The organism is Rhodanobacter sp. sgz306013 (genome assembly GCF_057031145.1).
On record NZ_JBXCIJ010000004.1, the window covers coordinates 137013 to 162488 of the forward strand.

The 25476-nt window shown below is 69.9% G+C and carries 16 protein-coding genes; 6 read left to right on the top strand and 10 right to left on the bottom strand.

The genetic code is table 11. The annotated features are described in order from the left end of the window. Positions 1–233 precede the first annotated feature (233 nt). The 4 genes from AC2EWF_RS13675 to AC2EWF_RS13690 all read right to left on the bottom strand — a co-directional run bounded on the left by AC2EWF_RS13675 (position 234) and on the right by AC2EWF_RS13690 (position 4876). Entirely contained in the window at positions 234–1472 is a 1239-nt protein-coding gene (locus AC2EWF_RS13675) for an AGE family epimerase/isomerase (protein ID WP_483639937.1), read from the bottom strand. A gap of 11 nt (positions 1473–1483) precedes the next feature. After that, on the bottom strand, positions 1484–2458 hold the full coding sequence (locus AC2EWF_RS13680; protein ID WP_483639938.1) for a carbohydrate kinase family protein: 975 nt from the start codon (positions 2456–2458) through the stop codon (positions 1484–1486). Positions 2459–2467: 9 nt separating this feature from the next. Next, entirely contained in the window at positions 2468–3709 is a 1242-nt protein-coding gene (gene fucP / locus AC2EWF_RS13685) for an L-fucose:H+ symporter permease (protein WP_483640434.1), read from the bottom strand. Between the two features lie 105 nt (positions 3710–3814). After that, on the bottom strand, positions 3815–4876 hold the full coding sequence (locus AC2EWF_RS13690) for a LacI family DNA-binding transcriptional regulator (RefSeq protein WP_483639939.1): 1062 nt from the start codon (positions 4874–4876) through the stop codon (positions 3815–3817). A 176-nt stretch (positions 4877–5052) separates the two neighbouring features. Between AC2EWF_RS13690 and AC2EWF_RS13695 the strand changes: the two genes are divergently transcribed. From AC2EWF_RS13695 to AC2EWF_RS13710, 4 genes are all read left to right on the top strand, one after another. Further along, complete coding sequence (locus AC2EWF_RS13695) at positions 5053–7359, top strand: GH92 family glycosyl hydrolase (protein WP_483640435.1); 2307 nt, start codon at positions 5053–5055, stop codon at positions 7357–7359. Positions 7360–7482: 123 nt separating this feature from the next. Next, positions 7483–9279: a sensor histidine kinase gene (locus AC2EWF_RS13700; protein ID WP_483639940.1), complete on the top strand. Its 1797-nt coding sequence runs from the start codon at positions 7483–7485 to the stop codon at positions 9277–9279. Further along, entirely contained in the window at positions 9276–9722 is a 447-nt protein-coding gene (locus tag AC2EWF_RS13705; RefSeq protein WP_483639941.1) for a response regulator, read from the top strand. The genes AC2EWF_RS13700 and AC2EWF_RS13705 overlap by 4 nt, the downstream gene beginning before the upstream one ends. Before the next feature lie 193 nt (positions 9723–9915). Beyond that, positions 9916–11478, top strand: a complete 1563-nt coding sequence (locus AC2EWF_RS13710; protein WP_483639942.1) for a response regulator — start codon at positions 9916–9918, stop codon at positions 11476–11478. A gap of 196 nt (positions 11479–11674) precedes the next feature. On the opposite strand, the gene AC2EWF_RS13715 is transcribed toward AC2EWF_RS13710, so the two are convergent. Then, positions 11675–11965 carry a hypothetical protein gene (locus tag AC2EWF_RS13715; protein ID WP_483639943.1) on the bottom strand — a complete coding sequence of 97 codons (291 nt, stop codon included), beginning with the start codon at positions 11963–11965 and terminating at the stop codon, positions 11675–11677. A 1685-nt stretch (positions 11966–13650) separates the two neighbouring features. On the opposite strand from AC2EWF_RS13715, the gene AC2EWF_RS13720 reads away from it, so the two are divergent. Together AC2EWF_RS13720 and AC2EWF_RS13725 are read left to right on the top strand one after the other, a co-directional pair. Then, on the top strand, positions 13651–14457 hold the full coding sequence (locus AC2EWF_RS13720; RefSeq protein ID WP_483639944.1) for a universal stress protein: 807 nt from the start codon (positions 13651–13653) through the stop codon (positions 14455–14457). Next, on the top strand, positions 14454–16973 hold the full coding sequence (locus tag AC2EWF_RS13725) for a cation-translocating P-type ATPase (RefSeq protein WP_483639945.1): 2520 nt from the start codon (positions 14454–14456) through the stop codon (positions 16971–16973). Before AC2EWF_RS13720 ends, AC2EWF_RS13725 begins: the two co-directional genes overlap by 4 nt. 154 nt (positions 16974–17127) lie before the next feature. Here the strand turns inward: AC2EWF_RS13725 and AC2EWF_RS13730 are convergent, their stop codons facing one another. The 5 genes from AC2EWF_RS13730 to AC2EWF_RS13750 all read right to left on the bottom strand — a co-directional run bounded on the left by AC2EWF_RS13730 (position 17128) and on the right by AC2EWF_RS13750 (position 25466). After that, positions 17128–18528, bottom strand: a complete 1401-nt coding sequence (locus tag AC2EWF_RS13730) for a sigma-54-dependent transcriptional regulator (protein WP_483639946.1) — start codon at positions 18526–18528, stop codon at positions 17128–17130. 75 nt (positions 18529–18603) lie between these two features. Continuing rightward, on the bottom strand, positions 18604–19677 hold the full coding sequence (locus AC2EWF_RS13735) for an alpha/beta hydrolase (protein WP_483639947.1): 1074 nt from the start codon (positions 19675–19677) through the stop codon (positions 18604–18606). Positions 19678–19705: 28 nt separating this feature from the next. Continuing rightward, positions 19706–21373 (bottom strand): trehalase family glycosidase, encoded by a 1668-nt coding sequence (locus AC2EWF_RS13740; protein WP_483639948.1) that lies wholly within the window; start codon positions 21371–21373, stop codon positions 19706–19708. Continuing rightward, positions 21370–23634, bottom strand: coding sequence for a glycoside hydrolase family 65 protein (locus AC2EWF_RS13745; protein ID WP_483639949.1), 2265 nt, complete (start codon positions 23632–23634; stop codon positions 21370–21372). Before AC2EWF_RS13745 ends, AC2EWF_RS13740 begins: the two co-directional genes overlap by 4 nt. After that, on the bottom strand, positions 23631–25466 hold the full coding sequence (locus AC2EWF_RS13750) for a tetratricopeptide repeat protein (RefSeq protein ID WP_483639950.1): 1836 nt from the start codon (positions 25464–25466) through the stop codon (positions 23631–23633). Before AC2EWF_RS13750 ends, AC2EWF_RS13745 begins: the two co-directional genes overlap by 4 nt. Between the last annotated feature and the right edge of the window lie 10 nt (positions 25467–25476).

A 25476-nucleotide genomic window follows, 5' to 3' on the forward strand; every position in this document is an offset into this window, starting at 1 on the left:
CCCCGGCTTCGGCCGGGGCTTTTTTTGCGACCACCATCCTTGGCGGTCGCCCTTCGGGCCATCGCTGACGCGATGTCAAAAATCGCTCCCGGCGATTTTTTGAAAGTGCGGCCAAGGACGGCTGCCCGTCCGATTCCCGCAATCAGGGATGATTGCAGGAGGGCCATGCGCGCAGATCACCGGCACAAAAAAACGCGCCGCAATGCGCGGCGCGCAGGGGAATGCGGTGGGGCTCAGGCTGCCGGGCCGTACAGCTGCAGCAGCTCGTGGCAGGCGCCCATGGTGTGGTAGTCCACCTTGCCGGCGGGGCTCTTCTCGTCGCTGACCTTGCGGTTGTCGACCGTGAGGATGCGGTACCAGGCGCCGTATTCGTGGTCGACGAAGTGCTGCCACGCGTAGGTCCACAGCTTGTCGTACCAGGCGGCGTAGGCGGCGTCGCCGGTGCGTGCGTGCAGCAGGGCGGCGGCGGCCAGCGATTCGGCCTGCACCCAGAAATACTTGTCGTCGTCGCACACGCTGCCATCGGGCGCGAAGCCGTAGCACAGGCCGCCGTGCACCCCGTCCCAAGCATGCTTCACCGCGGTGTCGAACAGGTGGCGGGCGGTGGGCAGCAGCCAGTGTTCCTCGCGGTTGCGTTCCAGCAGCAGAGATTCGAGGATCAGCAGCAGCTTGGCCCACTCGGTCTGGTGGCCGGGCTGGAAGCCCCAGGGGCGGAACAGGTGCTTGGGGTTGTCGCGGTTGTAGTCCCAGTCGATGCGCCACTGCGCGTCGTAGTGCTCCCACACCAGGCCATCGGCGAGTGCGGCCTGGCGGCGCGTCATGTGGTCGGCGAGCGCGAGTGCGCGGTCGAGGTAGCGCGGCTCGTCGCTGGCCTGGTAGGCGGCCAGCATCGCCTCGCACATGTGCATGTTCGCGTTCTGGCCGCGGTAGCCGCTGAAGTGCCAGTCGGCGTCGGCCTCGTCGCGGTACAGGCCGGCTTCGGCATCCCAGAAGCGGCGCTCCAGCAATTCCCAGGTCTCGTCCATCCAGCCTGCGGCCTCGGCGACCCCGGCCTTGCGTGCGCTGGCGTAGGCCAGCAGCACGAAGGCAACGCCGTAGGCGTGGTTGGTGCGGTCCTCCGGCTGGCCGTCGCGGATCGTCCAGGCGTAGCCGCCGGATTGCGCGTTGCGGTGCACTTCGCGCAGGTAGCGCAGGCCGTGCTGCACGGCATCGCGGTATTCGGCGGCGAGCTTCGCGTCCGCGTCGAATTCCAGCGCGGCCATCGCGTAGTTGTAGACAAAGCGCGTGCTGCTCACCAGGTGGCGGTGGCTGCGGTCGTAGATCGTGCCGTCGTCCTTGAAGTAGTGGAAGAAGCCGCCGGCCGGGTCGATCGCGTGCGGGTGGTAGAACGCCATGGTGTCGGCGATGTGCCGGCGCAGGAAGGCGGGCGAACGGAAATCGGGCAGCGGCGCGAGGGGGAGGACGGTGCTCATGCGTGCGGGACTCAGGCGTGGGAGGCCATGAAGGCGTGGACTTCGTCTGCGGTCGGCAGCGAGGCGAACGAGCCCTGCCGGGTCACCGCCAGCGCGCCGGCCGCCGCGGCGTGGCGCAAGGTGGCGTGCAGGCGCGGCAAGGTGGCGACCAGCGCATCGAGGCCGGCGCTGCCGATCTCCTGCCCGGCCAGCTGCTGCAGCAGGCCGCCGACGAAGGCGTCACCCGCCGCCGTGCTGTCCACCGCGGGCACGCGATAGGCCGGCAACTCGCCCTCGGCATCGGGGTGGAACCAGCGCAGCGGATTCGGGCCGTCGGTAACCACCAGCAGGCGCGCGTGGCCCTGCCACAGGCGTTCGAGCACGGCGGCCTCGCCGTCCACGGCCAGCCAGGCGAATTCCTCGGCGCTGAGCTTCACTACGTCGGCCAGCATCAGCGCCGGCCAGACCTGGGCGCGCTCGTCCGTGTCGCGCGGCCACAGCGCGGGCCGCAGGTTGAGGTCGAAGCTCACCAGTGCGCCGGCCGCGCGCGCGCGGCGCATGCCTTCGCGCGTGGTCTCCGCGGCGTCGGGCTCGGTCATGCTGTTGGAGCAGACGTGGAACACCGCGGTGTCGGCGAACGCATCGGCACGGAAGTGCTCGGGGCGGAATAGCAGGTCGGCCGAGGGCGGCCGGTAGAAACTGAAGCTGCGCTCGCCGTGCGCGTCCAGCGCCACGAAGGCCAGCGCGGTGTTCGCCTCGCCGGTGCGCGCCACGTCGCGGGTGTCCACGCCGGCGTGCTGCAGGCTGTCCAGCAGCAGGTCGCCGAACAGGTCGGTGCCCAGCATGCCGGCGAAGCGCGCGGCACCGCCGAGCTTGGCCACCGCCACCGCCACGTTCGCGGGGGCGCCCCCGGCGAACGGCACGAAGGCGCGCGGGTAGCCGTGGGGATCGCGGCCCTCGGCGTGGAAATCGATCAGTGCTTCGCCGAAGCAGAGTATGGAATGCATGGGGCGGGATTACCTCGGGCTTGCGGCGTCGACTTCGCGGATCTTCGAGCCGCGCAGGCCGTAGAACAGGATGAAGGCATAGCACAGCACCGGCAGCACGAAGGCGTGGTGCACGCCCAGATGGTCGGCCAGCACGCCTTGCAGCCACGGGATCACCGCGCCGCCGACGATGGCCATGATGAGCAGGCTCGACGCCTTGTCGGTGAGCGGCCCCAGCCGCTCGATGCCAAGCGCGAAGATGGTGGGGAACATGATCGAGTTGAACAGTCCCACTGCGACGATGCTGTACATCGCCACGTGGCCCTGGCTCGCCATGCTGGTCAGCACCAGCAGGCCGGCGACGGCGGCGAACGCCGCCAGCAGGCGGCGCGGGTTGAGCCAGGCCAGCAGGAAGGTGCCCAGGAAGCGGCCGATCATCGCGCCGGTCCAGTAGAAGCTCACGTAGCGGGATGCCTGCTGCTCGGTGATGCCGCCAATGTCCGGCTGGGCGATGTAGTTGATGAGGAAGCTGCCGATGGCCACCTCCGCGCCCACGTAGCAGAAGATCGCCGCTACGCCATAGGCCACGTGCGGGATGCGCAGCGCGTCGCCCAGCGTGTGCTTGCGGCCATCCGCCTGGCCGCCGGCCTCGGCCAGCGGCGGCAGGTGGAACAGCGCCACGAACACGGCCAGCAGGAACAGCACGGCGGCCAGCACCAGATACGGCATCTGCACCGAATGCGCCTGTTGTGCGCGGTAGGCTGCCTGCTGCACGGCGGGCAGGGCGGCGACCTGGTCGGCGGTCAGCATGATGCCGGAAAGGATCAGCAGGCCGCCCACCCACGGCGCCACGGCGGTGCCGAGCGAATTGAGCGTCTGCGCCAGCGTCAAACGGCTGGAGCCGGTCCGTGCGGGGCCGAGCAGGGCCACGTAGGGGTTGGCCGCGACCTGCAGCACGGTGATGCCGGTGGCCAGCACGAAGAAAGCGAACAGGAACAGCGGATAGCTCTGCCATTGCGCCGCCGGCCAGAACAGCAGCGCGCCGATGCCGGCTACCGCCAGCCCCGCCACCATGCCGCGCTTGAAACCCAGGCGCTCCACCAGCCAGCCGGCGGGCAGCGCCATCAGGAAGTACGCGCCGAAGAACACCGACTGCACCAGCATGACCTGCTTGTAGTCCAGCGTGAACAGCGCTTTCAGATGCGGAATCAGGATGTCGTTGAGGCTGGTCAGCGCACCCCACATGAAGAAGATCACCGAGCAGGCCATCATCGCCAGCGGGTAGTCGGTGTAGCGTCCGCCGCCATTGCCCGTGGCGGCGATGGCGGCTTGCGGCGGTGCGGTGGAGGCCATGCGATTCCCCTGCGGTGAGTGTGCTCAGGCGTTGGCGGGTGGCGGACAGCTGCTGCCGCGCACCACCAGCTGCACCGGGGCCACGGTGCGTTGCGGTTGCGCCTGCGGATCGCGCAGGCGCTGCAGCAGCAGTTCGGCCGCCTGACGGCCGCGCGCGCGCGGCGTGGAGGCGAGCGTGGTGAGCGGCGGCGCGCTCAGCGCGGCCTCGGCGATGTCGTCGAAGCCGGTGACGGCGAAATCGCGGCCAGGCCGGATGCCGCGTTGGTAAAGCCCCAGCATCAGGCCCAGCGCCACCGCATCGTTGTAGCAGACCGCCGCGGTGGGCGCGGGCGCATCGAAGAACAGCGCGCCACACTGTGCCGCCGCATCCACGCGGTTCGGCGCGCACTCGATGCGCCAGTGCGGCTCGATCGGCAGGCCGGCGGCTTTCATCGCCTCGACGTAGCCGGCATGGCGCTGCTGGCAGGAGCTGGAGCTGGCGTGGCCGCCGAAGAACGCGATGCGCTTCTGGCCCAGCGCGATCAGGTGCTCGGTGGCCAGCCGCGCGCCGCGCTGGTTGTCCAGCATCAGCCGGTCCCAGGGCGCATCGTGGGACGGTTTGCCGGCGAGCTCGCGGTTGAACAGCACCATCGGCGTGCGCACGCCGATGGTGCGCAGCACGCTGTTGGCGTCGCTGCCTTCGGCGGGCGAGAGGATCACGCCGGCGGGATCGTGCTCGAGCAGCGAGCCGAGCACCGCCTGTTCGCGCGCGACCGATTCGCCGGTGCTGCCGAGCAGGGTGACGTAGCCGGCGCCGCCCAGCGCCTCGTCCACGCCCGTGGCAAACTCGGCAAAGAACGGGTTGGCGAGGTCGTTCAGCACCAGTGCGATGCTGGACGAGGTGCGGCGGCGCAGGTTGGCAGCGGCGCGGTTGTACACGTAGCCTTGCCGGCGCAGCTCTTCCTCGACCCGGGCGCGGGTGAGCTTGTTCACCAGGGGGCTGCCCCGCAGCACCAGCGAGACAGTGGCCCGCGACACATCGCAGCCTGCGGCGATGTCGGCGAGGGTAACCTTGCGATTGGCGTGAGGCGTGCTGTCCGTGGCCATGCTCGTCGTCGTGGGCGATTGGAACGATCAAAATGTACCGGAAGCGTGCCGTGGATGGTTCCGCGATGCAACATGCAGCGGCACGGGAACCGGTGGTAGCGTCCGCAGCTTGGAACGATCCAAATTTTGACGCAAGGGGAGAGCCCATGAAGCAGCACCCTCCGCAGGGATGGCTGATGTTCGCGCTGACCGCCGGCCTGGCCCTGTGCTCCGCCGGCGCGGCAGCGGCGAACGGCCATGCGGCCCAGGTCGATCCGCGCATCGGCACCGGCGGCGACGGCCATACGTTCCCCGGCGCCACGGTGCCGTTCGGGATGATCCAGCTCTCGCCCGACACCGCGATGCCGGATTTCAAGCACGCCTACAAGTGGGCCGCCGGCTACCAGTACGGCGATCCCTCCATCATGGGCTTCTCGCACACTCATTTCTCCGGCTCCGGCCATTCGGACCTGGGCGACGTGCTGGTGATGCCGATCGCCGGCGAGGTGCGGCTGGATCCGGGCGATCCCGCGAAGCCGGGCAGCGGCTACCGCTCGCGCTTCAGCCACGCCAGCGAAGTGGAGCAGGCCGGCTATTACGCGGTGACGCTTTCGGACTACGGCGTCCGTGCGGAGCTGACCGCCAGCCGCCGCATCGGCTGGCATCGCTACACCTTTCCGAAGGACCAGCCCGCGCACCTGCTGCTGGACCTGCGCCCCAGCATCTACGATTACCCCGGCAAGGTGTTGTGGTCGCGCCTGCGCGTGCGCGCCGACGGCACCGTGAGCGGTTGCCGCACCACCCGCGGCTGGGCGCCGGGGCGCGAGCTGTGCTTCGCGATGCGCTTCAACCAGCCGATGGTCTCGCGCACGCTGTACGACCGCGAGACGGACGTGGTCTACAAGGGTTTCAAGGGGCCGGGCAACCAGCCCGAGGACCGTGACGCCGAGAACGGCCGCGCGCTGGAAGGCGTGTTCGACTTCGGCAAGCTCGCCAGGCCGCTGCTGGTGAAGGTGGCGATCTCGCCGGTGAGCGAGGCGAACGCCATCGCCAACCTCGACCAGGACGGCAAGGGCTGGGATTTCGACGCCCGCCGCGCCGACGCCACCGCGGCGTGGGACAAGGCGCTGTCGGCGATCGACGTGTCCGGCACGCCGGGCCAGCGCACCCAGTTCTACACCGCGCTCTACCACGCGATGCTCGCGCCCACGCTGAGCATGGACGTCAACGGCGAATACCGCGGCCCCGACCACCAGGTGCACAAGGCGGACGGTTTCGACTTCTATTCCAGCTGGTCGATGTGGGACGTCTACCGCGCCGAGGAGCCGCTGATGGTGCTGCTGCGGCCCGACCTCAGCACGCAGTTCATCCGCTCGCTGCTGGCCGCGCAGCAGGACAGCCCGTTCGGCATGCTGCCGGTATGGGCCTACCAGGGCCTGGAAACCTGGTGCATGACCGGCTACCACGCCGTGGCGATCATCGCCGACGCCTACATCAAGGGCGTGCGCGGCTTCGATGCCGGGCAGGCGCTGAAGGCGATGGTGTCCACCGCCACCTACGGCCCCTACGGCGACCTGGCCGACTACATGAAGCTCGGCTACGTGCCGATCGACAAGGAAACGGAAGCCGGTTCGAAGACCCAGGAATACGCCTACGACGACTGGACGATCGCGCAGATGGCCAAGGCGCTGGGCAGGCGCGACGTCTACGCCACGTTCGAGAAACGGGCGGCCAACTGGCGCAACGTGTGGGATCCGAAGACCGGCTTCATGCGCGCCAGGCTCAGCAACGGCCAGTTCCGCACGCCGTTCGATCCTGCTTCCGCCGCGTACGGCAGCGACTACACCGAGGCCAACGCCTGGCAGTACTCGTGGTACGTGCCGCAGGATGTGGCCGGGCTGATCGCCGCCTATGGCGGCGACGCGAAATTCGTCAGCAAGCTCGACCAGCTGTTCGACGCCAAGGTCGATCCGTCCATCTTCAAGAACGTGGAGGACATCACCGGCCTGATCGGCTGGTACGCGCACGGCAACGAGCCCAGCCACCACATCGCCTACCTGTACGACTACGCCGGCGCACCCTGGAAGACGCAGCAGCGGCTGAAGCAGATCATGGACAGCCAGTACCACGGCGGCCCGGACGGCCTGGTCGGCAACGACGACCTCGGCCAGATGTCGGCCTGGTACATCTTCACCGCGCTGGGCTTCTATCCGGTGACGCCGGCCAGCGACGAGTACGCGATCGGCCGCCCGTTCGTGCCGAAGGCGGCAATCCACCTGCCGAACGGCCATACCTTCACCGTGGTGGCCGAACACCTGGACGACGCGCACCCCTACGTCGGGCAGGTCAGGTTGAACGGCAAGCCGCTGGACCGGGTCTATCTGCACCACGGCGAGATCCTCGCCGGCGGCGAGTTGCGTTTCACGATGCAGGCCACGCCGAACCTCGAATGGGGCAAGGCCATCGCCGCGCGGCCGGCCTCGATGAGCTCCTACGGGCAGTAGCCGTGCGCGCCACGGGTTCCGTGCCGCGCAGGCTTGGCCCGCGGCGCGAAACCTGCGCAGAATAGCTCCCTGCCTGAACAAGCCGGACGCGGTCCGGCGGGGTCAACCCATGCGGCTTGTCCAATGAAAGTCAGGGGTCTGCTGCGCTGGCGCGTCGCCGGCCTGTTGCTCGCGATGGTCGCCATCGTGGCCCTGCCGTACCTCGCCACGCGGGTGATGGCCGACGAGACGCAGCAAGCCAACCTCTGGCTCAACCACGCCAGCACGGTCAAGGCGCTCACCTACCGCATCGCCTACCTGATCCGCGACAGCGAGGCGGCGAGCTACCGCATCCTCGCCGGCGACGGCGATCCGGCGACCGAGCGGCGTGCCAGCGGTGCCAAGGACCAGGTGCCTGCGCTGCTGGCGCAGCTGCGCAACCTGACCCGCGACAACCCTGATCAGCAGGCGCGCATCGGGGGGCTGGAGAGCGTCACCAGCGGCCGCATCACCCTGGTCGACCAGGCGCTGGCGCGGCTGCGCAACGGCGATGCCGCCGGCGCCCGGCAGTCGCTGCGCGATACCGGCGACCTGTTCCATATGCACGTGTTGATCGACGGCATCGCGGAGACCGAGGACCGCCTGCTGGCCGACCGCACCCGCGACGTCGCGCGGCAGGTCGACCGCAGCCAGTTCGTGCTCGGGCTCACCGCGCTGGCGCAGCTGGTGCTGCTGATCGTGGTGGTGATCTCGTCCGAGCGACAGATCGGCAAGCGCCAGCTGGCGGAGACCCGCGAGGGCCGCGCGGTGCTGCGTTCGCAGATGATCGTGCAGGCGGTGCGCGAACCGATCGCGCTGTTCGACGAACAGTTGCGCAGCCTGCTGGTGAACGCCGCCTTCAGCGAGCTGTACGGGCTGGATCCGAAGCACCATCGCGCGCTGCCGCTGCCGCAGATCGGCGACGGCGCCTGGAACGACGGCGCGCTGCTGCAGCGGCTCAACGACGTGCTGCTGCGCAACCGCGAGCTGTGGGACTACGAGCTGGTGCAGCGCACTGTCGACGGCGTGGACCGCCACGTGGTGATCAATGCCCGCCGCATCCAGCAGCAGGACAGCGATGCGCAGGCGCTGCTGCTCACGGTAAGCGACGTCACCGCGCGCGCGCTGGCCGAGCAGAAGGTCAACGAACTGAACCACCAGCTGGAGGGCAAGGTCGCGCAGGTCTCCGACGTCAATCGCGAGCTGGAGGCGTTCAGCTACTCCGTCTCGCACGACCTGCGCGCGCCGCTGCGCCACATCGCCGGCTTCGCGCGCAAGCTGCGCCAACACCTGGGCGAGCGGGTGGACGATACCGGCAGCCACTATCTCGACGTGATCGGCAATTCGGCGCAGCGCATGGCGCAGCTGATCGACGACCTGCTGGTGTTCTCGCGCCTGGGCCGTGGCGCGCTGCGCCTGCAGCCGGTGGACATGCAGTCGCTGGCCGAGGAGGCCCGCGCGCTGTGCGAGGCGGAGGCGCCGGGGCGGCGCATCAGCTGGTCGATCGCGCCGTTGCCGATCGTGGTCGGCGACGAGAACATGTTGCGTACGGTGTGGCAGAACCTGATCGGCAACGCGGTGAAGTACACCGGCCAGCGGGAAGTCGCGCACATCGCGGTGGACGTGCGGCGCGGCCGCAACGGCGACTACGAGTTCACCGTGAGCGACGATGGCGCCGGCTTCGACATGCAGTACGCCGACAAGCTGTTCGGCGTGTTCCAGCGCCTGCACCGCGCCTCGGACTTCCCGGGCAACGGCATTGGCCTGGCCAACGTGCGGCGCATCCTTTCCCGCCATGGCGGGCGGGTCTGGGCCGAGGCCGAACCGGAGCGCGGCGCGCGCTTCCACTTTTCGCTGCCGGCGCGGGACCTGTCCGGCACACCCACCGAGAGCCTTGCATGATGAATCGCCACATCCGCACCATCCTGCTCGTCGAGGACAGCATGGCCGACGCCGAAATGTCGCTGGACGCGCTGCGCGAAGCCAATCTCGCCAACCCGGTGGTGCACCTGCAGGACGGCGTCGAGTGCATGGACTGGCTGCAGTGCCGCGGCGACTGGGCCAGGCGGGAACCGGGCAACCCGGCAGTGGTGCTGCTGGACATCAAGATGCCGCGCATGGATGGCCTGGAAGTTCTCACCCGCATGCGCGCCGACGAGGGCCTGCGGCGCATTCCGGTGGTCATCCTGTCTTCCTCGCGCGAGGAGCGCGACCTGGCGCGCAGCTGGGACCTGGGCGTCAACGCCTACGTGATCAAGCCGGTGGATGTGGATCAGTTCTTCACCGCGGTGCGTACGCTGGGGCAGTTCTGGGCGGTGCTGAACCAGGCACCCGAGCACGAATGATGCGGAATCGCGACCGGCGGTCAGGGCTTGGTTACCATGCCGGCGAGCGGCCACGCCGCAGGCGCGGGCCGCTCGGGCCGAACGCCGCGGGCGACGGAAGCCGGCGGATGACGGGCAACGACATCCGGCGGCAGTTCGGCCCGTTGCAAAGGCATTTGGCCTGAAGCGGGGCCGCGAGACGAGGGAGGAGCCCATGCACGGTGCGCACGGCAGCGACACACGCCCGATCCGGGTACTGCTGGTGGAAGACAACCGCAACGACGCCGAACTGGCGCTGGCCGAGCTCGGCGACGACGCGCTCGCGCACGAGGCGCGGGTGGTCGACCAGGAGGGGGACTACCTCGCCGCGCTGCGCGAGTTCGTGCCCGACATCGTGCTGTCCGACCTCAGCCTGCCGGGCTTCTCCGGCCAGCGCGCACTGGAGTTGCTGCGCCAGCGGGACGCGGACCTGCCCTTCATCTATGTCTCCGCCACGCTGGGCGAGGAGGCGGCGATCGAGGCGCTGCGCAACGGCGCCACCGACTACATCCTCAAGCAGAACCCGGCACGCCTCGCCAGCGCGGTGCGTCGCGCGCTGGCCGAGGCCGCCGAGCGGCGCGCCAGCCAGCGGGCGCAGGCGGAGCTGATCCGCGCCCAGCGCTTCGAGAGCCTGGCGATGCTCGCCGGCGGCCTTAGCCACGACCTGCGCAACCTGCTGCAGCCGCTGCTGCTGGCCGGCGACAGCCTGCGCGACCGCGCCGACGACCCCCAACTGGCGCGGCTGGGCGAACTGGTGCGCGACTGCGGCAAGCGCGGGCTGGAGATGGTGCAGTCGATGCTGTCCTTCGCGCGCGGCGCGCGCCGCGCCGAACAGGTGCGGCTGGGCGGGTTGATGGACGCGCTGGGCTTGCTGCTGCAGGGCAGCGTGCCGCGCGCGATCCGCATGGAGATGGAGGTGGACGCGCCGGAGCTCGCGTTCGCCGGAAACCACACCGAGCTGCAGCAATGCCTGCTCAACCTCTGCCTCAACGCGATCCAGGCGATGCCCGACGGCGGCGATCTGCGCATCGAGACGGCGCAGCTGCGGCTCGACCCGGAGTTCTTCCTGCCCGGGGAAGAGCCGCATCCCGGTCGCCATCTGCGCCTCAGCGTGGCCGACAGCGGCCCAGGCATGTGCCGCGAGGTGCTGGAGCGGCTGTTCGAGCCGTTCTTCACCACCAAGGAGAATGGCACCGGCCTCGGCCTCGTGTCCTGCCAGCGCATCGTCGCCAGCCACGGCGGCGTGATGCGGGTGGACAGCGTGCCCGGCCGCGGCACCCGCTTCGACCTGTACATACCGCTGCAGCAGATGGCGGCGGACGCCGCCGAGGCCAACGGCGACGACACCGACAGCCTCGAAGGCGCCGCCGAGCGGGTGCTGGTCGTGGTCGAGGCGGCCAGCCAGCTGTCCCTGCTCAGCGACACGCTGGACGCGTGGGGCTACCAGGCCCATGCCAGCCAGAGCGGCACCGCCGCCCTGCAGTGGATCGGCGCGCACGGACTGCCCGACCTGGTGCTGATGGACGCCGACATGAACCTGTTCACTGCGGCGCGCACGCTGGGCGCGCTGACCGAGCAGGGCTACGACGGTGCGGTGGTGATGCTGGTACGCCCCGACGCACCGCCGGACCTCGACGAACTGCCGCCGCTGCCGCGCCTCCACGTGCTCGACAAGCCGGTCACCACGCGGAGGCTGCTGCGCACGCTGCGGCTGGCGCTGGTCAGTACCGCGAGCTGACGCTGCTTGAAGCCCTCTCCACCCCAGCACCGAGCGATGTATGCCGCGCGACTTCCCGCTTCTGGTCATTGAGCCGGCTAGTTACCGGGCTCATGCCTTCGCTGAATTGGTCGTCGTTCGGTAGTTTCATGAGGTGGCCAACGCTGGAGTTGAGCGGCGGCGCAGCCGTCCGCCTTGAATGAGTGGTTAGGCTGCGTCATACGCCGCCCGTGTATGCGAGCAGATAGACCGGCAAGACAAGAAGCGCTAGCACGTTGAAGGCGACCATGAACGCTTTGATACGTAGCCAACGGACTGCAAGAGCCCATGCCAGCACGATGAGTGCAAGCATGATTACCGGGGTGTAGACGTAATAAAGGATCTGGCCGGGTGAGGGCCATCCGGCGATGTGCTGTGACCGAGCGACGTCAACCCCTCTGATGCCGATGGGTATCAGAAGTGCCCAGACAACAGCGGCTATAAAGCTGAGAACGTGAATGCCCTTCATGATGCCTAACGCTGGAGTTAAGCGGCGGCGAAGCCGTCCGCCTTGAACGAGATGTTAGGTCGCTACCCAACCGCCAGCGACCACCCAAGAGGTTGCGACCGTAGCCCATGCGGCGACTGTAAGCACTATGGCTGCCAACGAAACTCGTGAGAGACGAGCGCCTCGCCGGCTGGCAATGCGAGAGGAGAGCACGACGCCACCAGCGACAAGCGCTGAGACAAGGACAAAGGCCTGGGGCAACCAGGCAGGCACTACCACGTACGCGGGGTGGTATGGGTCAGAAAGTCTCGATGGCCAAATGGCAATGAGCGAGGTAATGGCCACCGCAAGCAGCAGTGCGCCACAAGCCGCCATGAGATAACTCAGTACCTTTATGTGAGTTGCCATTGCGACCTAACGCTGGAGTTAAGCGGCGGCGGTACGCCGTCCGCCTTGAACGAAATGTTAGGCGTCGACCTGCTCCCAAAGGCGCCCCGCCTTGACCACCTTGCAGTGATAACAGCCGCTGCTCTTGCCGTCTATGTTGTACCAAGAGTGGCTTCCGCCGGCCGCCTCACAGTCCCGCCCCTTGTTCGCCACGCCAAGATCAATCAGGAACCAGGGCAAATGCCGACGGATAGCAGTTCTCCAGCGGTAGGGAGAAGGCTTCGTATTAGTGTCCATCTGAGGCCTAACGCCTGAGTTAAGCGGCGCGCGTCAGCGCGTCCGCTTGAATGAGTAGTTAGCTCGTGCTTTGCCGGTGCGAGCCACACCAAGGAAGCTTAGCTCTATAAAGGTGCTGACATCCTCGTCTGTGAGGACAACCGTCGACCTAGGCTGCAACCGTCCAACCATGAAGTCTGCGGCTTGGTTGCGTGAGACGGAGACGGCATCGTGCCTGCTTTGGCTTAACCAAAGGGTGTCCATAGAGAACGTGCGGTCGATGAGCGCTTGAAGCACAGACATCTCCACCGCGAGCCCGTCACCTACGAGCACATACTCGTGCTCGCCGTGCCTGTCCCAGGCGACTGAAGCGAATGCCTTCGAATAGGTGAGATGCAGGAGGCGGCTATCCATGCGATGAGAGCTAACGCTAAGTAGTCCCCGAATTCGGGGGATAAGCACGGATGCTCCAGCATTGGCGGGTGCCGGTCAAGCCGGAAAATACCGCGCCCAATCAGGCGTTTGGTCGGCCACGGGAGGGCGCGCGACCGACATAAACCGCCGTGCATATCGCGCAAAACGAGGTCGTTATGGGTTATCGAGTCGAAATGCCGGATATGCACACCGTGGAGGTAAAGCCACGGTGCGCAGCTTCTGGCGCGCAGGATGCGCGCCTGCTTTTCCGGGGCCCCTGGGCGGCGGTGAGGCGGGGACGAGGAGGCCGCGCGGCGGGCGAGGCCAGGGAAGGACACGCCTTTTCGCGCGGGCAGGCCGCCGTCGCCGTCGCCGGTGGCGCTGGCCGGGTGCGGCGCGGCAGCCGAGGCGCCATGCCGACCATGCCGCGGCACCAAGTTGACGCACGTCAATCCATCCCCTGGAGTGCCGGTCTGTAATGCAGGCATGCAGATCCGTGTGGGAGATGCCAGACGTGGCGGACACGGCGGCCGGGCGACGCGCCCATGTCCGCCGCGCTGACCGTTACCGCCTGCCTGGCCGGATCCCGGCTGCTGGAAGGGTTTACCTAGGAAGCATCCGGAGTCGTCATGCTCGAATTCCTCGTCGATGTCGATCCGGAACGCAACGACGCTGCCTTGCTGCGCTTTGCTTTCGCCCTTGCGCGCCAGCATGGCGCGCGCCTCACCGGTCTGCAGGTGGTGATGCTCAGCCCTGCCGAGATGCTGGTCATGCCGGACGCCATGCTCGTGCTGGAGGAACAGGAACGGGCTGCGCGCGACCGCCGCGACTGGTGGCGCGAACTGTGCCGAAGCCATGGCGTCGACGGCCGGTGGGAGGCGTATCGCGGGTTCTACGAGGCGGTGCTGTCCCGGCGCGCCAGCCTCGTCGAGCTGGTGCTCGGGCGGCTTTCGCGTGAAGCCGCGCGCGTCGCCTCCGGCTTCAATCCGCTGGGTCGCACGCTGTCTACCGATGCCGCGCCCATGCTGCTCGTGCCGGAGCAATGGGCCGGCAAGGACGGGGTGCGCAAGGTGGTCATCGCCTGGAACGGCTCCAGCGAGGCGGCACGCGCGGTCCGCGCAGCGGCGCCGCTGCTGTCCCGCGCCGAGGAGATCGTGGTGCTGGATGGCGTATCGCGCATCCGCGCGAACGCGCGGCGTATCCCGCTGGCGCTCGACCAGTGGCTGGAGCGGCACGCCCTGCGGACGCACTGGGAGGTCCTGGACGAGGAGGACGACGACGGCCGGCGGATCCATGAACGCGCACGCGGCTGTGGCGCCGATCTGCTGGTGATGGGCGCGTGGGGGCATTCGCGCGTGAACGAGTGGCTGCTCGGCGGCGTTACGCGTTACATGCTCCAGCAGGGCGAGTTGCCGCTGCTGGTGGCCGAGGCGTGAACTACGCCGCATCTGCCGCGCCGCGCCGCGCCGGCCTGAGCGAGGCCGAAGCGCGCGCGCGATTGCGGCAGCACGGCCCCAACGCCTTGCCCGGCAGCCGGCCCCGTTCGATGTGGGCGATCGCCCGCAGTGTGCTGGCGGAGCCGATGTTCCTGCTGCTGCTGTTCGCCGGCGGCGTCTATCTGGCCCTGGGCGAGCGCACGGACGCCATTTTCCTGCTGGCGTCGGTCGTGGTGATCATCGGCATCACACTGGTGCAGGAACGCAGGACGCAACGGGCGCTGGAAGCCTTGCGCGACCTCTCCGCGCCCCAGGCGCGCGTGATCCGCGACGGCCGCGAGCAACGCGTGCCCTCGGCCGAGGTGGTCATGGACGACTTGCTGGTGCTGCACGAGGGCGACCGCGTCGCCGCGGACGCCGTGATGCTGGAGGGCCTGCTGGAGGCGGACGAATCCCTGCTTACCGGCGAATCGGTGCCGGTGGCCAAGCACCCCTCCGGCGAAGGCACCCGGGTTTTCGCCGGCACGCTGGTGACACGCGGCCGGGGTACCGTGCGCGTGGTCGGCGTCGGCACGGATACCGCGGTGGGGCGGATCGGCCAGGCGCTGGCATCCACGGTGGAGACGACCTCCCCGCTGCAGCGCGCGTCGCGCAGCCTGATCCGCCGCTTCGGCCTCGCCGCCTTGGCCTGCGCCATCGGGCTCGTGCTGCTCGACTGGCTCTGGGACGGGAACAGCCTGCTCGACAGCCTGCTGGCGGGCGTCGCGCTGGCGATCGCCATCCTGCCCGAGGAGTTCCCGGTGATACTCACCGTCTTCCTCGCCCTGGGCGCCTGGCGCATCGCCCGGCACAAGGTGTTGACCCGCCGCATCGCTGCGGTGGAGACGCTGGGCGCCATCACCGTGCTGGTGGCGGACAAGACGGGCACGCTGACGCAGAACCGCATGGCGGTGGCCGAACTGGATACCGGGGACGCGACCTTCCGGCAAGGCGGGGGGCCGCTGCCGCCGGCCTTCCATGAGCTGGCCAGGCTGGCGCTGCTGGCCACGCCGGCCGGGTCGGCCGATCCGATGGAGCACGCCATCCGCGCGTTCGGCGCGGAACACCTCGACGACCGCGACGTTGTGGCCGCCGACAGCGTGGTCAAGGAATACGCGCTGACGCCCGGATTGCTGGCCATGAGCCGCGCCGCGCCGCTGGCCGACGGGTACTTCGCGATCGGCGCCAAGGGCGCGCCGGAGGCGGTGATGGAGCTGTGCGGGCTCGATGCGGCAGAACGGCGGCGATGGGAGCGGCGCGTGCATGCCATGGCCGCACACGGCCTGCGTGTGTTGGCGGTGGCGTCGGCACACTGGCAGGGGCCGCCGTGGCCTGCCACGCAATGCGGCTTCCGCTACCGTTTGGCGGGGCTGCTGGGCCTGATCGACCCGCCGCGCCAGGAGGCGCGGGCCGCCGTGGCCGAATGCCATGCGGCCGGTATCCGGGTGCTGATGATGACCGGCGACCACGAGGTCACCGCGCGGGCCATCGCCGGGCAGGTCGGGCTGAGCGCGTCGCCGCGGTCGATCACCGGTGCCGAGGTGGACGCACTCGACGACGAGCAGCTCGCCGCCCGCCTGGCCGACGTGGATGTCTGCGCGCGCGTGCAACCCACGCAAAAGCTGAGGCTGGTGCGCGCCCTGCAGCGGCGTGGCGAGGTGGTGGGCATGACCGGCGACGGCGTGAACGACGCGCCTGCCCTCAAGGCCGCCGATGCCGGCGTGGCGATGGGTGGCCGCGGCACCGACGTGGCCCGCGAGGCGGCGGCGCTGGTATTGCTGGACGACGACTTCGCGAGCCTGGTGGCGGCCATCCGCCAGGGCCGGCGCATCTACGACAACATCATGACGGCGACCCGTTTCGTGGTGGCGGTCCATGTGCCGGTGGTGACGCTGGCGCTGCTGCCGAGTCTCCTGCACTGGCCGATCCTGATGATGCCGGTGCAGATCGCGCTGCTGCAGCTGTTGATCGATCCCGCCTGCTCGATCGTGTTCGAGGCCGCCCCCGCGTCTCCCCGCATCATGTGCCGGCCGCCGCGGCCGATCGGCGAATCGCCGTTCCGCGTGGCCAACCTGGGCTTCGGTGCCGTTCAAGGCGCGGGTCTGGCCGTGATCCTGGCGCTGTGCTACGGCTCGTTGCTCGTGGTGCGCGGTTCCGCGGAGCTGGCGCGTGGCATCACTTTTCTCGGACTGGTGGGCGGGGTGTTGCTGCTGACCGTGGCCAACCATCAGGTGGCGCTTCCCTTGTGGCGCATCGCATGGGGCAAGAATCCGTGGCTGTTGCGCATGTTGGGCGCCGGAGTGCTCATGCTCGCGGCCGTGCTGGGCATCGCGCCGCTGCGTGCGGCGATCGGCCTGGAAGGGCTGGACGGCAAGGCGTTGGCGCTGCTGCTGTCGCTGGTGCTGGCCGGTGCCGCGTGGCTGGAGGCCGTGAGGCGCGTCCTGCGCCGCTGGCGGCCCCTGCTGATGGAGAGCTGACCCCGCATCGAGGCGGGACGGCGGGGCCCCGACGTTCGTTCTGCATGGATGGCGCCACGCCAGCGGGGGTGCCACCGGGCCGGTCAGCCGTTGTCCGCACGGGCATCGCCTGGGACGCGCCGCCCGGGTCCCGCTGCACGCGTCGCCAAACGGCTCAGTCGATGCCCAGCTTCTTCAGCTTGTAGCGCAACGCCCGGAACGTGATGCCGAGCTTCTTCGCCGCGGCGGTCTTGTTGTAGCGCGATTCTTCCAGCGCCTTCATGATCGCGCCGCGCTCCAGATTGCTGATGTAGTCGTCCAGGCCGCCGTCGCCGGTGGCGCTGGCCGGGTGCGGCGCAGCGACCGGGGGCGCGTTGCCGGGAACGGCAGGGGCTGCCGCTTCCGTGCGCGGCAGGCGCTGCGGCAGCATCAGGTCGCTGGCGCCGATATGCTCGCCGTCGCACATCGCGGTGGCGCGCTCGAGGATGTTTTCCAGCTCGCGCACATTGCCTGGGAAGTCGTAGCTCTCCAGCGCCTGCCGCGCCTCGGGCAGCAACTGGCGGGGATTGCCGCCGTCCTTGCGGGCCAGGCCCTGCAGGATGAAGTTGGCCAGCAGCGGCACGTCGCCGCGGCGCTCGCGCAGCGGCGGCACGCGCAGTTCGATCACGTTGATGCGGTAGAACAGGTCCTGGCGGAACTGTCCCTGCTCGACCAGGGCGGCGAGGTTCTTGTGCGTGGCCGAGAGGATGCGCACGTCCACCGGCACTTCCTCGCGCGCGCCGATCGGGCGAACGGCTTTTTCCTGGATCGCGCGCAGCAGCTTCACCTGCATGTGCAGCGGCAGCTCGGCCACTTCGTCGAGGAACAAGGTGCCGCCGTGGGCGGCCTGGAACAGGCCCTCCTTGTCGGCGCCGGCACCGGTGAAACTGCCCTTCTTGTGGCCGAAGAACTCGCTCTCCATCAGCTCGGAGGGGATCGCGCCGCAGTTCACCGGCACGAACGGGCCGGGGGCGCGGGGGCCCTGCTCGTGGATCAGCCGCGCCACCAGTTCCTTGCCCACGCCGGATTCGCCGGCTATGTAGACCGGCGCCTGGTTGCGCGCCAGCTTGGCGATGGTGGAGCGCACCAGCTGCATCGCCGAGGAGTCGCCGATCAACCGTTCGCCGGCGCCGCCAGCCTTGGCCGCGGCCTTGCCGCTGCGCTTTTCCTCGGCCAGCCGCAGCGCGGTGCGCACCAGCTGGCGCAGCATCTGGATGTCCACCGGCTTGGAGACGAAGTCGAACGCGCCGGCCTTCAACGCGTTCACCGCGGCGTCCACGTTGCCGTAGGCGGTAATCATCGCCACCGGCATGTCCGGATGGTTGGCGGCGATGTATTCGACGATCTCGTGGCCGGTGCCGTCGGGCAGGCGCATGTCGGTGAAGCAGAGTTCGTAGGTCTTGTCGGCCAGCGCCCGACGCGCCTCGGCGACGGTACCCACGGCGTCGACCTGCAGGTCCATCCGCCCCAGCGTGATGGTGAGCAGTTCGCGGATGTCGCGCTCGTCGTCGATGACCAGAACGGTCTGCTGGCTCATGGGTCACGGGGGGTGGTGGCGTTCCGCTGAGGATACCCGTGGTGCCCACGGGGGGCAAAGCGCGGGAGCCCGGGCTCAGCGGGCCAGCCGCCGGTCGAAGAAGGCGACGATGGCGGCATAGGCCTGGCGTGACTCGGGCAGCTCCGGGTCGGAGAAGAAGGAATGCCACATACCCTCCCATACACGCAGTTCGGTGGGCACGCCGGCCTGGTGCAGCAGTTCATTGCTGTGCACCACCGAGCTCAGCGCCATGTCGCGTGTGCCGGTGATCAGCAGCGCGGGCGGGAACTTCGCCAGCAGCGCGGGCGACAGGCCCGGCTGCACCAGCGGGTCGCGCGGGTCGGCGCCGTCGAAATAAGGAATCGCGGCCAGTCCCAGCGGATGCGCCGGCACGCCCTGGCCGTTGAGCAGCGGCGCCACGTAGGCGGAATCGCCGCCCAGGTCAGTCAGCGCACCGCAGAACATGCCGATGGCGCCGGGCACCGGCAGCTGGTCGGCGATGAAGCGCGCCACCGCCTCGCCGGTGAGGATGCCGCCGGCCGAGCAGCCATAGATGCCGATCTGCTCCGGTCGGTGGGTCTTCAGCAGTTCGCGGTAGACCCGCTCGACATCCGTGCTGGCGGCCGGGAAGACGTGCTCGGGACCGAGCCGGTAGTCCACGGCGATCACCTCGATGCGGCCGAGGCTGGCGATCGGGACGGATTCGACCAGCGCGCCGCTGCGCGCACCCCACAGGAAGGCGCCGCCGTGCAGGTTGAGCAACACGCGGTGGCGGTTCGCCGGCGCCACGCCCCGCGCGGGCAGCACCACGTCGACGCCGACCCCGGCGATGGTGTCGCGGTGGGTCTTTACCGGGTAGAGCTTCTCCATGCGCCGCGCGCGGTCGCTGTTCATGCGGTCGTAGAAGGCCCGGCTCGCGGCGATCGGCGCGGTGAGCGGCGGCGCCTTGGCGCCTTCGGCGAGCATTTTCGGGAAGAAGGCGCGGGCCTGCGGTGAGGCGAACGCGGAGTAGGGCACGCTGGCGGCTTGCGCGGCGATGCTGCCGTCGGGCCGCACGCCGGGCCGGTCCTCCCGTGCGAGGGCGTTGGCGGCGACCAGGCTGCAGAGCAGCAGTGCCGGCACCAGGTGCGCAAGGCGCGGGTGGTTCATGGCCGCTGCTCGCCTGTTGCGGCGGAGTTCACCGCGCCGCGGCCGGCGGGTTCGCGGGCGCTCCGGTCGTGGCGCCTTCGAGCAACTGGTGCAGCTTGAGGTACACGCCGTTGGTCCAGCCGAAGCCGACCACGTTCTGCGTATAGCCTGCAGTGATCTTCACCGCGGCGTTGCCTTGCGCCATGTTGTATTTCTCGCGGATCGTGCCGTCGTCCGCGTAGCCGCGGTCCACGCTGGCCATGAACTTGCCCGCGAGGCGGCGCGCATCGTCATGGAAACCGTAGGCGTCCAGGCCGGCGATGGCGAGCCAGTTGGTCGGCGCCCAGCCGTAGGGCGCGTCCCATTGCGCGCCGGTGACGCGCGTGCTCATCGCCAGGCCGCCGCGCTGCTCGAACAGCGCGAGCCTGCCGCGCAGCGCCTGCGCCTGCGCGGCGGAAGCGGCGCCCGCCCACAGCGGGTAGAACGTGCTGAGGTAGGGGTCGGTCGAGGGTTTGCGCGCCACAAAATCGTAGTCCATGTACATGCCTTGCGCGGGCTGCCACAGGTACCTGTCCATCGCCGCCCGGCGCGCGGCGGCCGCCTGCGCCCAGTGCGCCGCGTCGGCAGTCTTGCCGAGCGCCGCGGCGAAATCGTGCAGGTCGCGCTCATAGCGGTAGAGCAGGCTGTTCAGTCCCACCGGCGCGTAGTGGTGGGTGAGGCCGGCGTAGGGACCGAAGTGGAAGTTCACGTCGAAGCCCGACTCGCGCATCGCACGGTCGCCGAGGTAGTAGTCGGCGCCGAGGCGGTAACCGTCCACCCAGGCCTCGGCGCAGACCTTCGAGGTCGCGGCGTCGCAGCTCGTGGTCTCCAGCCGTGCCGCTTCGGCGGCATCGGGGTGCCGCGGCGCCTTGACCAGGTAGCCGGGATCTTCGGACCGGTGCGCCAGCAGCCAGCGGATCACGCCCTGGTAATAGCCAGCGTCGTGTGCCTCCAGCACCGGGCCGTGGCCGTAGTCGAAGTAGCGGGCCAGGCCGGTGTCGCCGGCGCGGTGCCCGGGCCGCAGCCAGAGATCGTGGTTGCGCACTGCCAGCGGATAGGCCTGTGCCAGCCAGGCGCGCCTGTCGGCATCGTCGCGGAAGCTGGCGGGATCGGCCAGCAGCGCGGCCATCATCGCGGAGAGGAACGGCGGCTGCGACCGGCTGAGGTAGTAGCTGCGGTTGGCGTTGAGCACGCCGCCGTAGTGGCGCACCTCGAACAGCGCGTTGTCGACCATGTCGCGCGCCAGCGCCTCGTGGTGGTCGGCGAGCAGGCCCAGCTCGATGAAGTAGCTGTCCCAGCCATACATCTCGTTGAAGAAGCCGCCGGGCACCACGTAGGGATGCGGCAGGTAGAGCAGGCCCTGCACGGGCAGCGTGGCCGGATCGAAGCGGCCGAGCTGGCGTATCGATTCCGGCAACCGGCGCACTTCGACATGGCAGGCCTTCGCGATGCGGGGAAGGTCGCCCGGCATCGGCAACCGGTGCGGCAGGTAGATGGCGAGCTGCGTGTCGCCCGGCCCCTTGCCGAAAGCGGAGCAGTCGTCCATCCGGCGCGTGAGCGTGGGCCAGGCATGGTGGATGTAATCCAGCGTCTTCGCGGCATCAGGCGTTACCGCGGAGGCCAGAGGCGCGGACAGCAGCGCGAGCAGGATGGCGGCAACGCGGATGCGGATTTTCATGGGCGGGGACTCCCTGTGGATGGCGTGGCGGTCATCGACAGCACGGGTTTGCCGTCGGCGCCGCGCCGCACGGCGATGTCGTAATGCCGGTTGCGGAAGGTGACGTGGCGCAGTGTCAGGGTAGTCCAGTGCGCCGGCAGCATCGGCGGATAGGCAGGCGCCAGTCCGGCCGGCGCCATGCGCAGGCCGGTGAAGCCATAGAGGATGTTCTGCAGCATCCCGCCGCTGGCGGTGAGGAAGTAGCCGGTGTTGTTGTTGGCGGTCTCGGTACGCACGTCGAACGGCGGCTTCACCACGTGCGCACGGAGGTTGCGTTCGAACCACTTCGCGGCATCCGCATCGTCGCCGGCAGTGGCGGCGGCGATCGACAGCGGGGCGACGCCCATGCTGTTCGGGTCGCGGCTCGAGCGCTTGATCGGGCCCAGCGCGTAGGCGTAGTCGCGGCGGCGCGCGGCCAGGTCCATCGGCAGGTCCAGCGACGGCAGGGCGAGCATCGGCAGCGAGCTGCCGCCCCAGGTGTCGCGGTCGTGCGGCACGGACGGGTCGAAGTCGAGATGGTGGCCGTCCTCTTCGGAGAACGGCAGGTACAGGCCATCCGCGACCTTGGCCCAGTGCGGGTCGGCTGTTTCGCCGAGCACGGCGGCCGCGGCGCCGGCGATCTGCAGCGCCTTGCGCGCCACGGCATTGGTGTAGGTGTCGTTGGGTACGTCGCTGTAGTCCTCGTCCACCGAGGTGACGTGCTCGATCTCCCAGCGGTGTTTCGCCGCGACCCAGGTGGCGCGGCTGGCCCAGAAGTCGGCGACGGCGCGGATCACCGGCCAGCCGTGCTGGCGCAGCCATGCCTTGTCGCCGCTGGCGAGCCAGTATTGCCACTGCGCAATGGCGACGTCGCCGTTGACGTGGATCTCGTGTTCGTCGAGCACCTGGGCCGGGTGCGGGGTCTGCGAGCTGCCGTCGTCGGGGTCCGCCTCCCAGGGATACATCGCGCCGCGCAGGCCGCGCGCACGTGCGCGCGCCTCCGCGGCCGGCAGCGTGCGGGCGCGGAACGCCACCAGCGATTTCGCGCGTTCCGGATGCAGCAGGAGCAGGGCCGGGAACACCCAGGTGTCGCTGTCCCAGAACACGTGCCCGGCGTAGCCCGACGTCATGCCGCAGGCGCCGGTGGGCCACGCGGTGTCCGGCGTCACGTTGGACAGCAGGTAATAGAGGTCCGCGTGGACGATGCGCTGCGCGGCGGGATCGCCGTCGATCATGATGTCCGATTGCCACAGCGCGTGCCAGGCATTCCGCTGCGCGCGCAGCAGCGCGTCGAAGCCCTGTGCGCGTGCCTGGGTGGCCAGCACGAGATCGGCCTGCGCGTTGCCGCCCCAGCCCGCGCGCGACACGGCGACGAACTTGGCGAAGCGATAGCGCCGGTCCTTGCGCACGTCCACCACCACGTCGAGCGCAAGCCGCAGACCGTCGCGCACCACCCTGGCCGAGACCGGCTGCATGCCTTGCGGCAGCGCCACGGCGACCGCTGCCGCCATCGTGGCGCTGTTCGCGGCGCGGCCGGCCAGCCACAAGGTGAGTTGCGACGCATCGCCGCCGCGGCCCAGCAGCTCGGTGGTGCCGGGATACCACAGCGCGGCACGGTCCGCCGTGGCGGGCGCGACGGGCTCCAGCTTCAGGTGATGCCTGTCCAGCTCCCTGTGCATTTCCGCATCGGTGATGCGGGCCAGCGCGAAGCGCGGCTCGTGCGGCGCCCAGCCGTCCAGCGCAAACGACAGCTCCACGCGGCCGTCGAAATGCGGGGTGAGGACGAGCTGGCTGCCGGCGAGGTGCGGCGAGGCCTGGCTCACCAGCGAGAGGACTTCGACATCGGTGGCGCGCTCGCCGTCGCGGTAGCGGTAGCGCGTGGCCAGCGTGCCGTCGTGCATGTCCAGGGTCTGCGCGTAGTCCCGGAAATGCGCGGCGTCCAGCGGCGCGGCGTTGAGCCAGGCGCCGCCCACGGCGCGATAATCGATGCCGCTCCATGCGGGCACGACGGCCGGGCGCGCCATGTCGCCGGGCGTGCGGTCCATGAAGGCGACGAGGTAGGCCGGCGCGGCCTCGGTGCCGCGTGGCGCGGTCAGCGTGGAGGCGTAGCCGTTGCCCAGCTGGCCGGGGAAGTAACGGGCCCAGTCCGCGGCGCCCGCCTGCAGCACGAAGCCGGCGTCGGTGGTGGCGAACGCGGGCGCCGCCGCCAGCGCGGACAGCAGCATGGCGGCGGCGCGCTTCATGCAGCGGCTCCCGGCACCGCGTCGAAGGCCACCGTCAGGCGCGCCCGCTCGCCGTGGAACGGCACGGTGCCGTGCCAGGCGTAGGAAGGGAACAGCACCAGCATGCCGGGCTCGGGACGCACCACGTGCTGCGCGGCTAGCTTCGGCGCGGTGAGGATGCCGGGTTCGCCGAAGGCGAGGCAGCCGTCGTTGGTGCCGCTGCCGGCCATGCTTTCCGGCAGGTCGATATAGCAGGCCGAGGAGATCCAGCCGCGCGGGTGCACGTGGTTGGCGTGGAAGCCCGCGCTGCGCAGCCGCACCGACCAGCTGCCGTTGTAGCGGTACGTGCCGCGGTTGCGCCGGCGCAGCACATCGTCGCCCTCGCCGAGATAGGCCATGTAATCGCGGATCGGCGCATCGAAGGCCCGGAACAGCGCCTGGATCACCGGATCGGCGTGGCGGGCCAGGTCCTCGGTGGTCTCGGTGCCATGGCGCAGCGACTGGAACAGCAGCGGGTGGCCCTGCGGATCGTGCAGGCGTTCCAGGCTGCGCTTCAGGTCGGCGAGAAAGCCGGCGAGGCTGCTCCAGCCGGCCGGCGCCTGCAGGCGGTAAGGCTGCACCAGTTGTGGATAGTCGCAGTACGCGTCGTGGCGCGGGTCGGCCAGCAGGCGCCAGGCGGTGGTCTGCAGCGCGACCAGGTACTGGTCGTCGGGCGCGTCGGCGAGCAGCAGCTCGCAATGCCCGAGCGCGCGTTGCGCCTCGCCGACGCCGAGCAGGGCCGCCGCGAGCAGGCTGCGCGCCGCGGTGGCGGCGGGCGATTGCCGCAGCGCGCGCTCGGCCAGCGCGAGTGCGGCGGCGGGGTCGAATTCCAGCGCACTCAGCCCCCCGCGCACCAGCACGGAGGGCGTGGCCTGCGCGCGACCGGCCGATGCGGCGAGGCAGGCGTATGCGCCGCGCGCGTCGCCGGCGCCATGCAGGACCGCGGCCTTGGTGGCGAGCAGGGCCTCGTCGCCGGGAAACCGGCGTAATGCCTCGTCGAGGATGGCGGTGCTCTCGGCAAGATCGCCGCTGCGCATCCACACCAGACGCGCGAGATGGTCGTGCGCCTCTGCGTGGCGCGGCTCCTGCCGCAGGCCCTCGCGCAGGTCCGCCTCGGCGCGTGCAAACTCGCCCAGCGCGACCAGGCTGCGGGCGCGGGTGAAATGGGCGGCTGCGTTTGCGCGGCCGGGCGCCAGCGCGCGGCTGGCGGCGCGTTCGGCCTCGGTGTGCCGGCCGCAGGCGGCGAGGGCGATCGCCAGCGCCTGCGCGGCGGCGGCGTGGTCGGGCGCGGTTTCTGCTGCGCGGCGATAGAAATCCGCGGCTTCCCCGGCACGGCCCAGTGCGGCCAGCGCCGCGACGTGCTGTGCGGCCAGTTCAGCGTAGAAAGGGGCTGCGCCGGGCGGCACGGTGGCGCACAGCGGCGCGAGCAGGGCCAGCGCCTCCGCCGGGCGTTGCTGCTCGTTGCAATGCCGTGCCAGTCGCAACGCGGCCTGCGGTAGCCGGCCGGCTGCGCGGCGCAGCAGCGCCTCGGCCTCCTCGTCGCGGCCGGCGGCGAGCAGCAGTTCGCCCAAGGTGGCGAGCGTGGGTGTCCAGCCCGGGTCGAGCGCCAACGCCCGGCGCAGCAGCGCCTCGGCGCCTTCGGCGTCGCCGAAGCCCTGGCGCAGGCCGCCGAGCAGGCGCAAGGCTTCCACACAGTCCGGGTGCTCCGCGATGATGGCCTGCAGGCGTTCGTGCGCGTCGCGCAGCTCCCCGGCCTGCAGCACCGTGCCGACCTGGCGCAGGGCATCGAGCGGCATGGCGGCGGGCGTGGGCACGGGCGCGTGG

Coding starts and splice junctions, on each gene's coding strand:
- AC2EWF_RS13705 (WP_483639941.1), top strand. CDS start 9,276: ATGATGAATCGCCACATCCGCACCATCCTGCTCGTCGAGGACAGCATG.
- AC2EWF_RS13695 (WP_483640435.1), top strand. CDS start 5,053: ATGTTCGCGCTGACCGCCGGCCTGGCCCTGTGCTCCGCCGGCGCGGCA.
- AC2EWF_RS13745 (WP_483639949.1), bottom strand. CDS start 23,634: ATGAAGCGCGCCGCCGCCATGCTGCTGTCCGCGCTGGCGGCGGCGCCC.
- AC2EWF_RS13715 (WP_483639943.1), bottom strand. CDS start 11,965: ATGAAGGGCATTCACGTTCTCAGCTTTATAGCCGCTGTTGTCTGGGCA.
- fucP (WP_483640434.1), bottom strand. CDS start 3,709: ATGATGGCCTGCTCGGTGATCTTCTTCATGTGGGGTGCGCTGACCAGC.
- AC2EWF_RS13740 (WP_483639948.1), bottom strand. CDS start 21,373: ATGAAAATCCGCATCCGCGTTGCCGCCATCCTGCTCGCGCTGCTGTCC.
- AC2EWF_RS13735 (WP_483639947.1), bottom strand. CDS start 19,677: ATGAACCACCCGCGCCTTGCGCACCTGGTGCCGGCACTGCTGCTCTGC.
- AC2EWF_RS13730 (WP_483639946.1), bottom strand. CDS start 18,528: ATGAGCCAGCAGACCGTTCTGGTCATCGACGACGAGCGCGACATCCGC.
- AC2EWF_RS13680 (WP_483639938.1), bottom strand. CDS start 2,458: ATGCATTCCATACTCTGCTTCGGCGAAGCACTGATCGATTTCCACGCC.
- AC2EWF_RS13700 (WP_483639940.1), top strand. CDS start 7,483: ATGAAAGTCAGGGGTCTGCTGCGCTGGCGCGTCGCCGGCCTGTTGCTC.
- AC2EWF_RS13710 (WP_483639942.1), top strand. CDS start 9,916: ATGCACGGTGCGCACGGCAGCGACACACGCCCGATCCGGGTACTGCTG.
- AC2EWF_RS13690 (WP_483639939.1), bottom strand. CDS start 4,876: ATGGCCACGGACAGCACGCCTCACGCCAATCGCAAGGTTACCCTCGCC.
- AC2EWF_RS13675 (WP_483639937.1), bottom strand. CDS start 1,472: ATGAGCACCGTCCTCCCCCTCGCGCCGCTGCCCGATTTCCGTTCGCCC.
- AC2EWF_RS13720 (WP_483639944.1), top strand. CDS start 13,651: ATGCTCGAATTCCTCGTCGATGTCGATCCGGAACGCAACGACGCTGCC.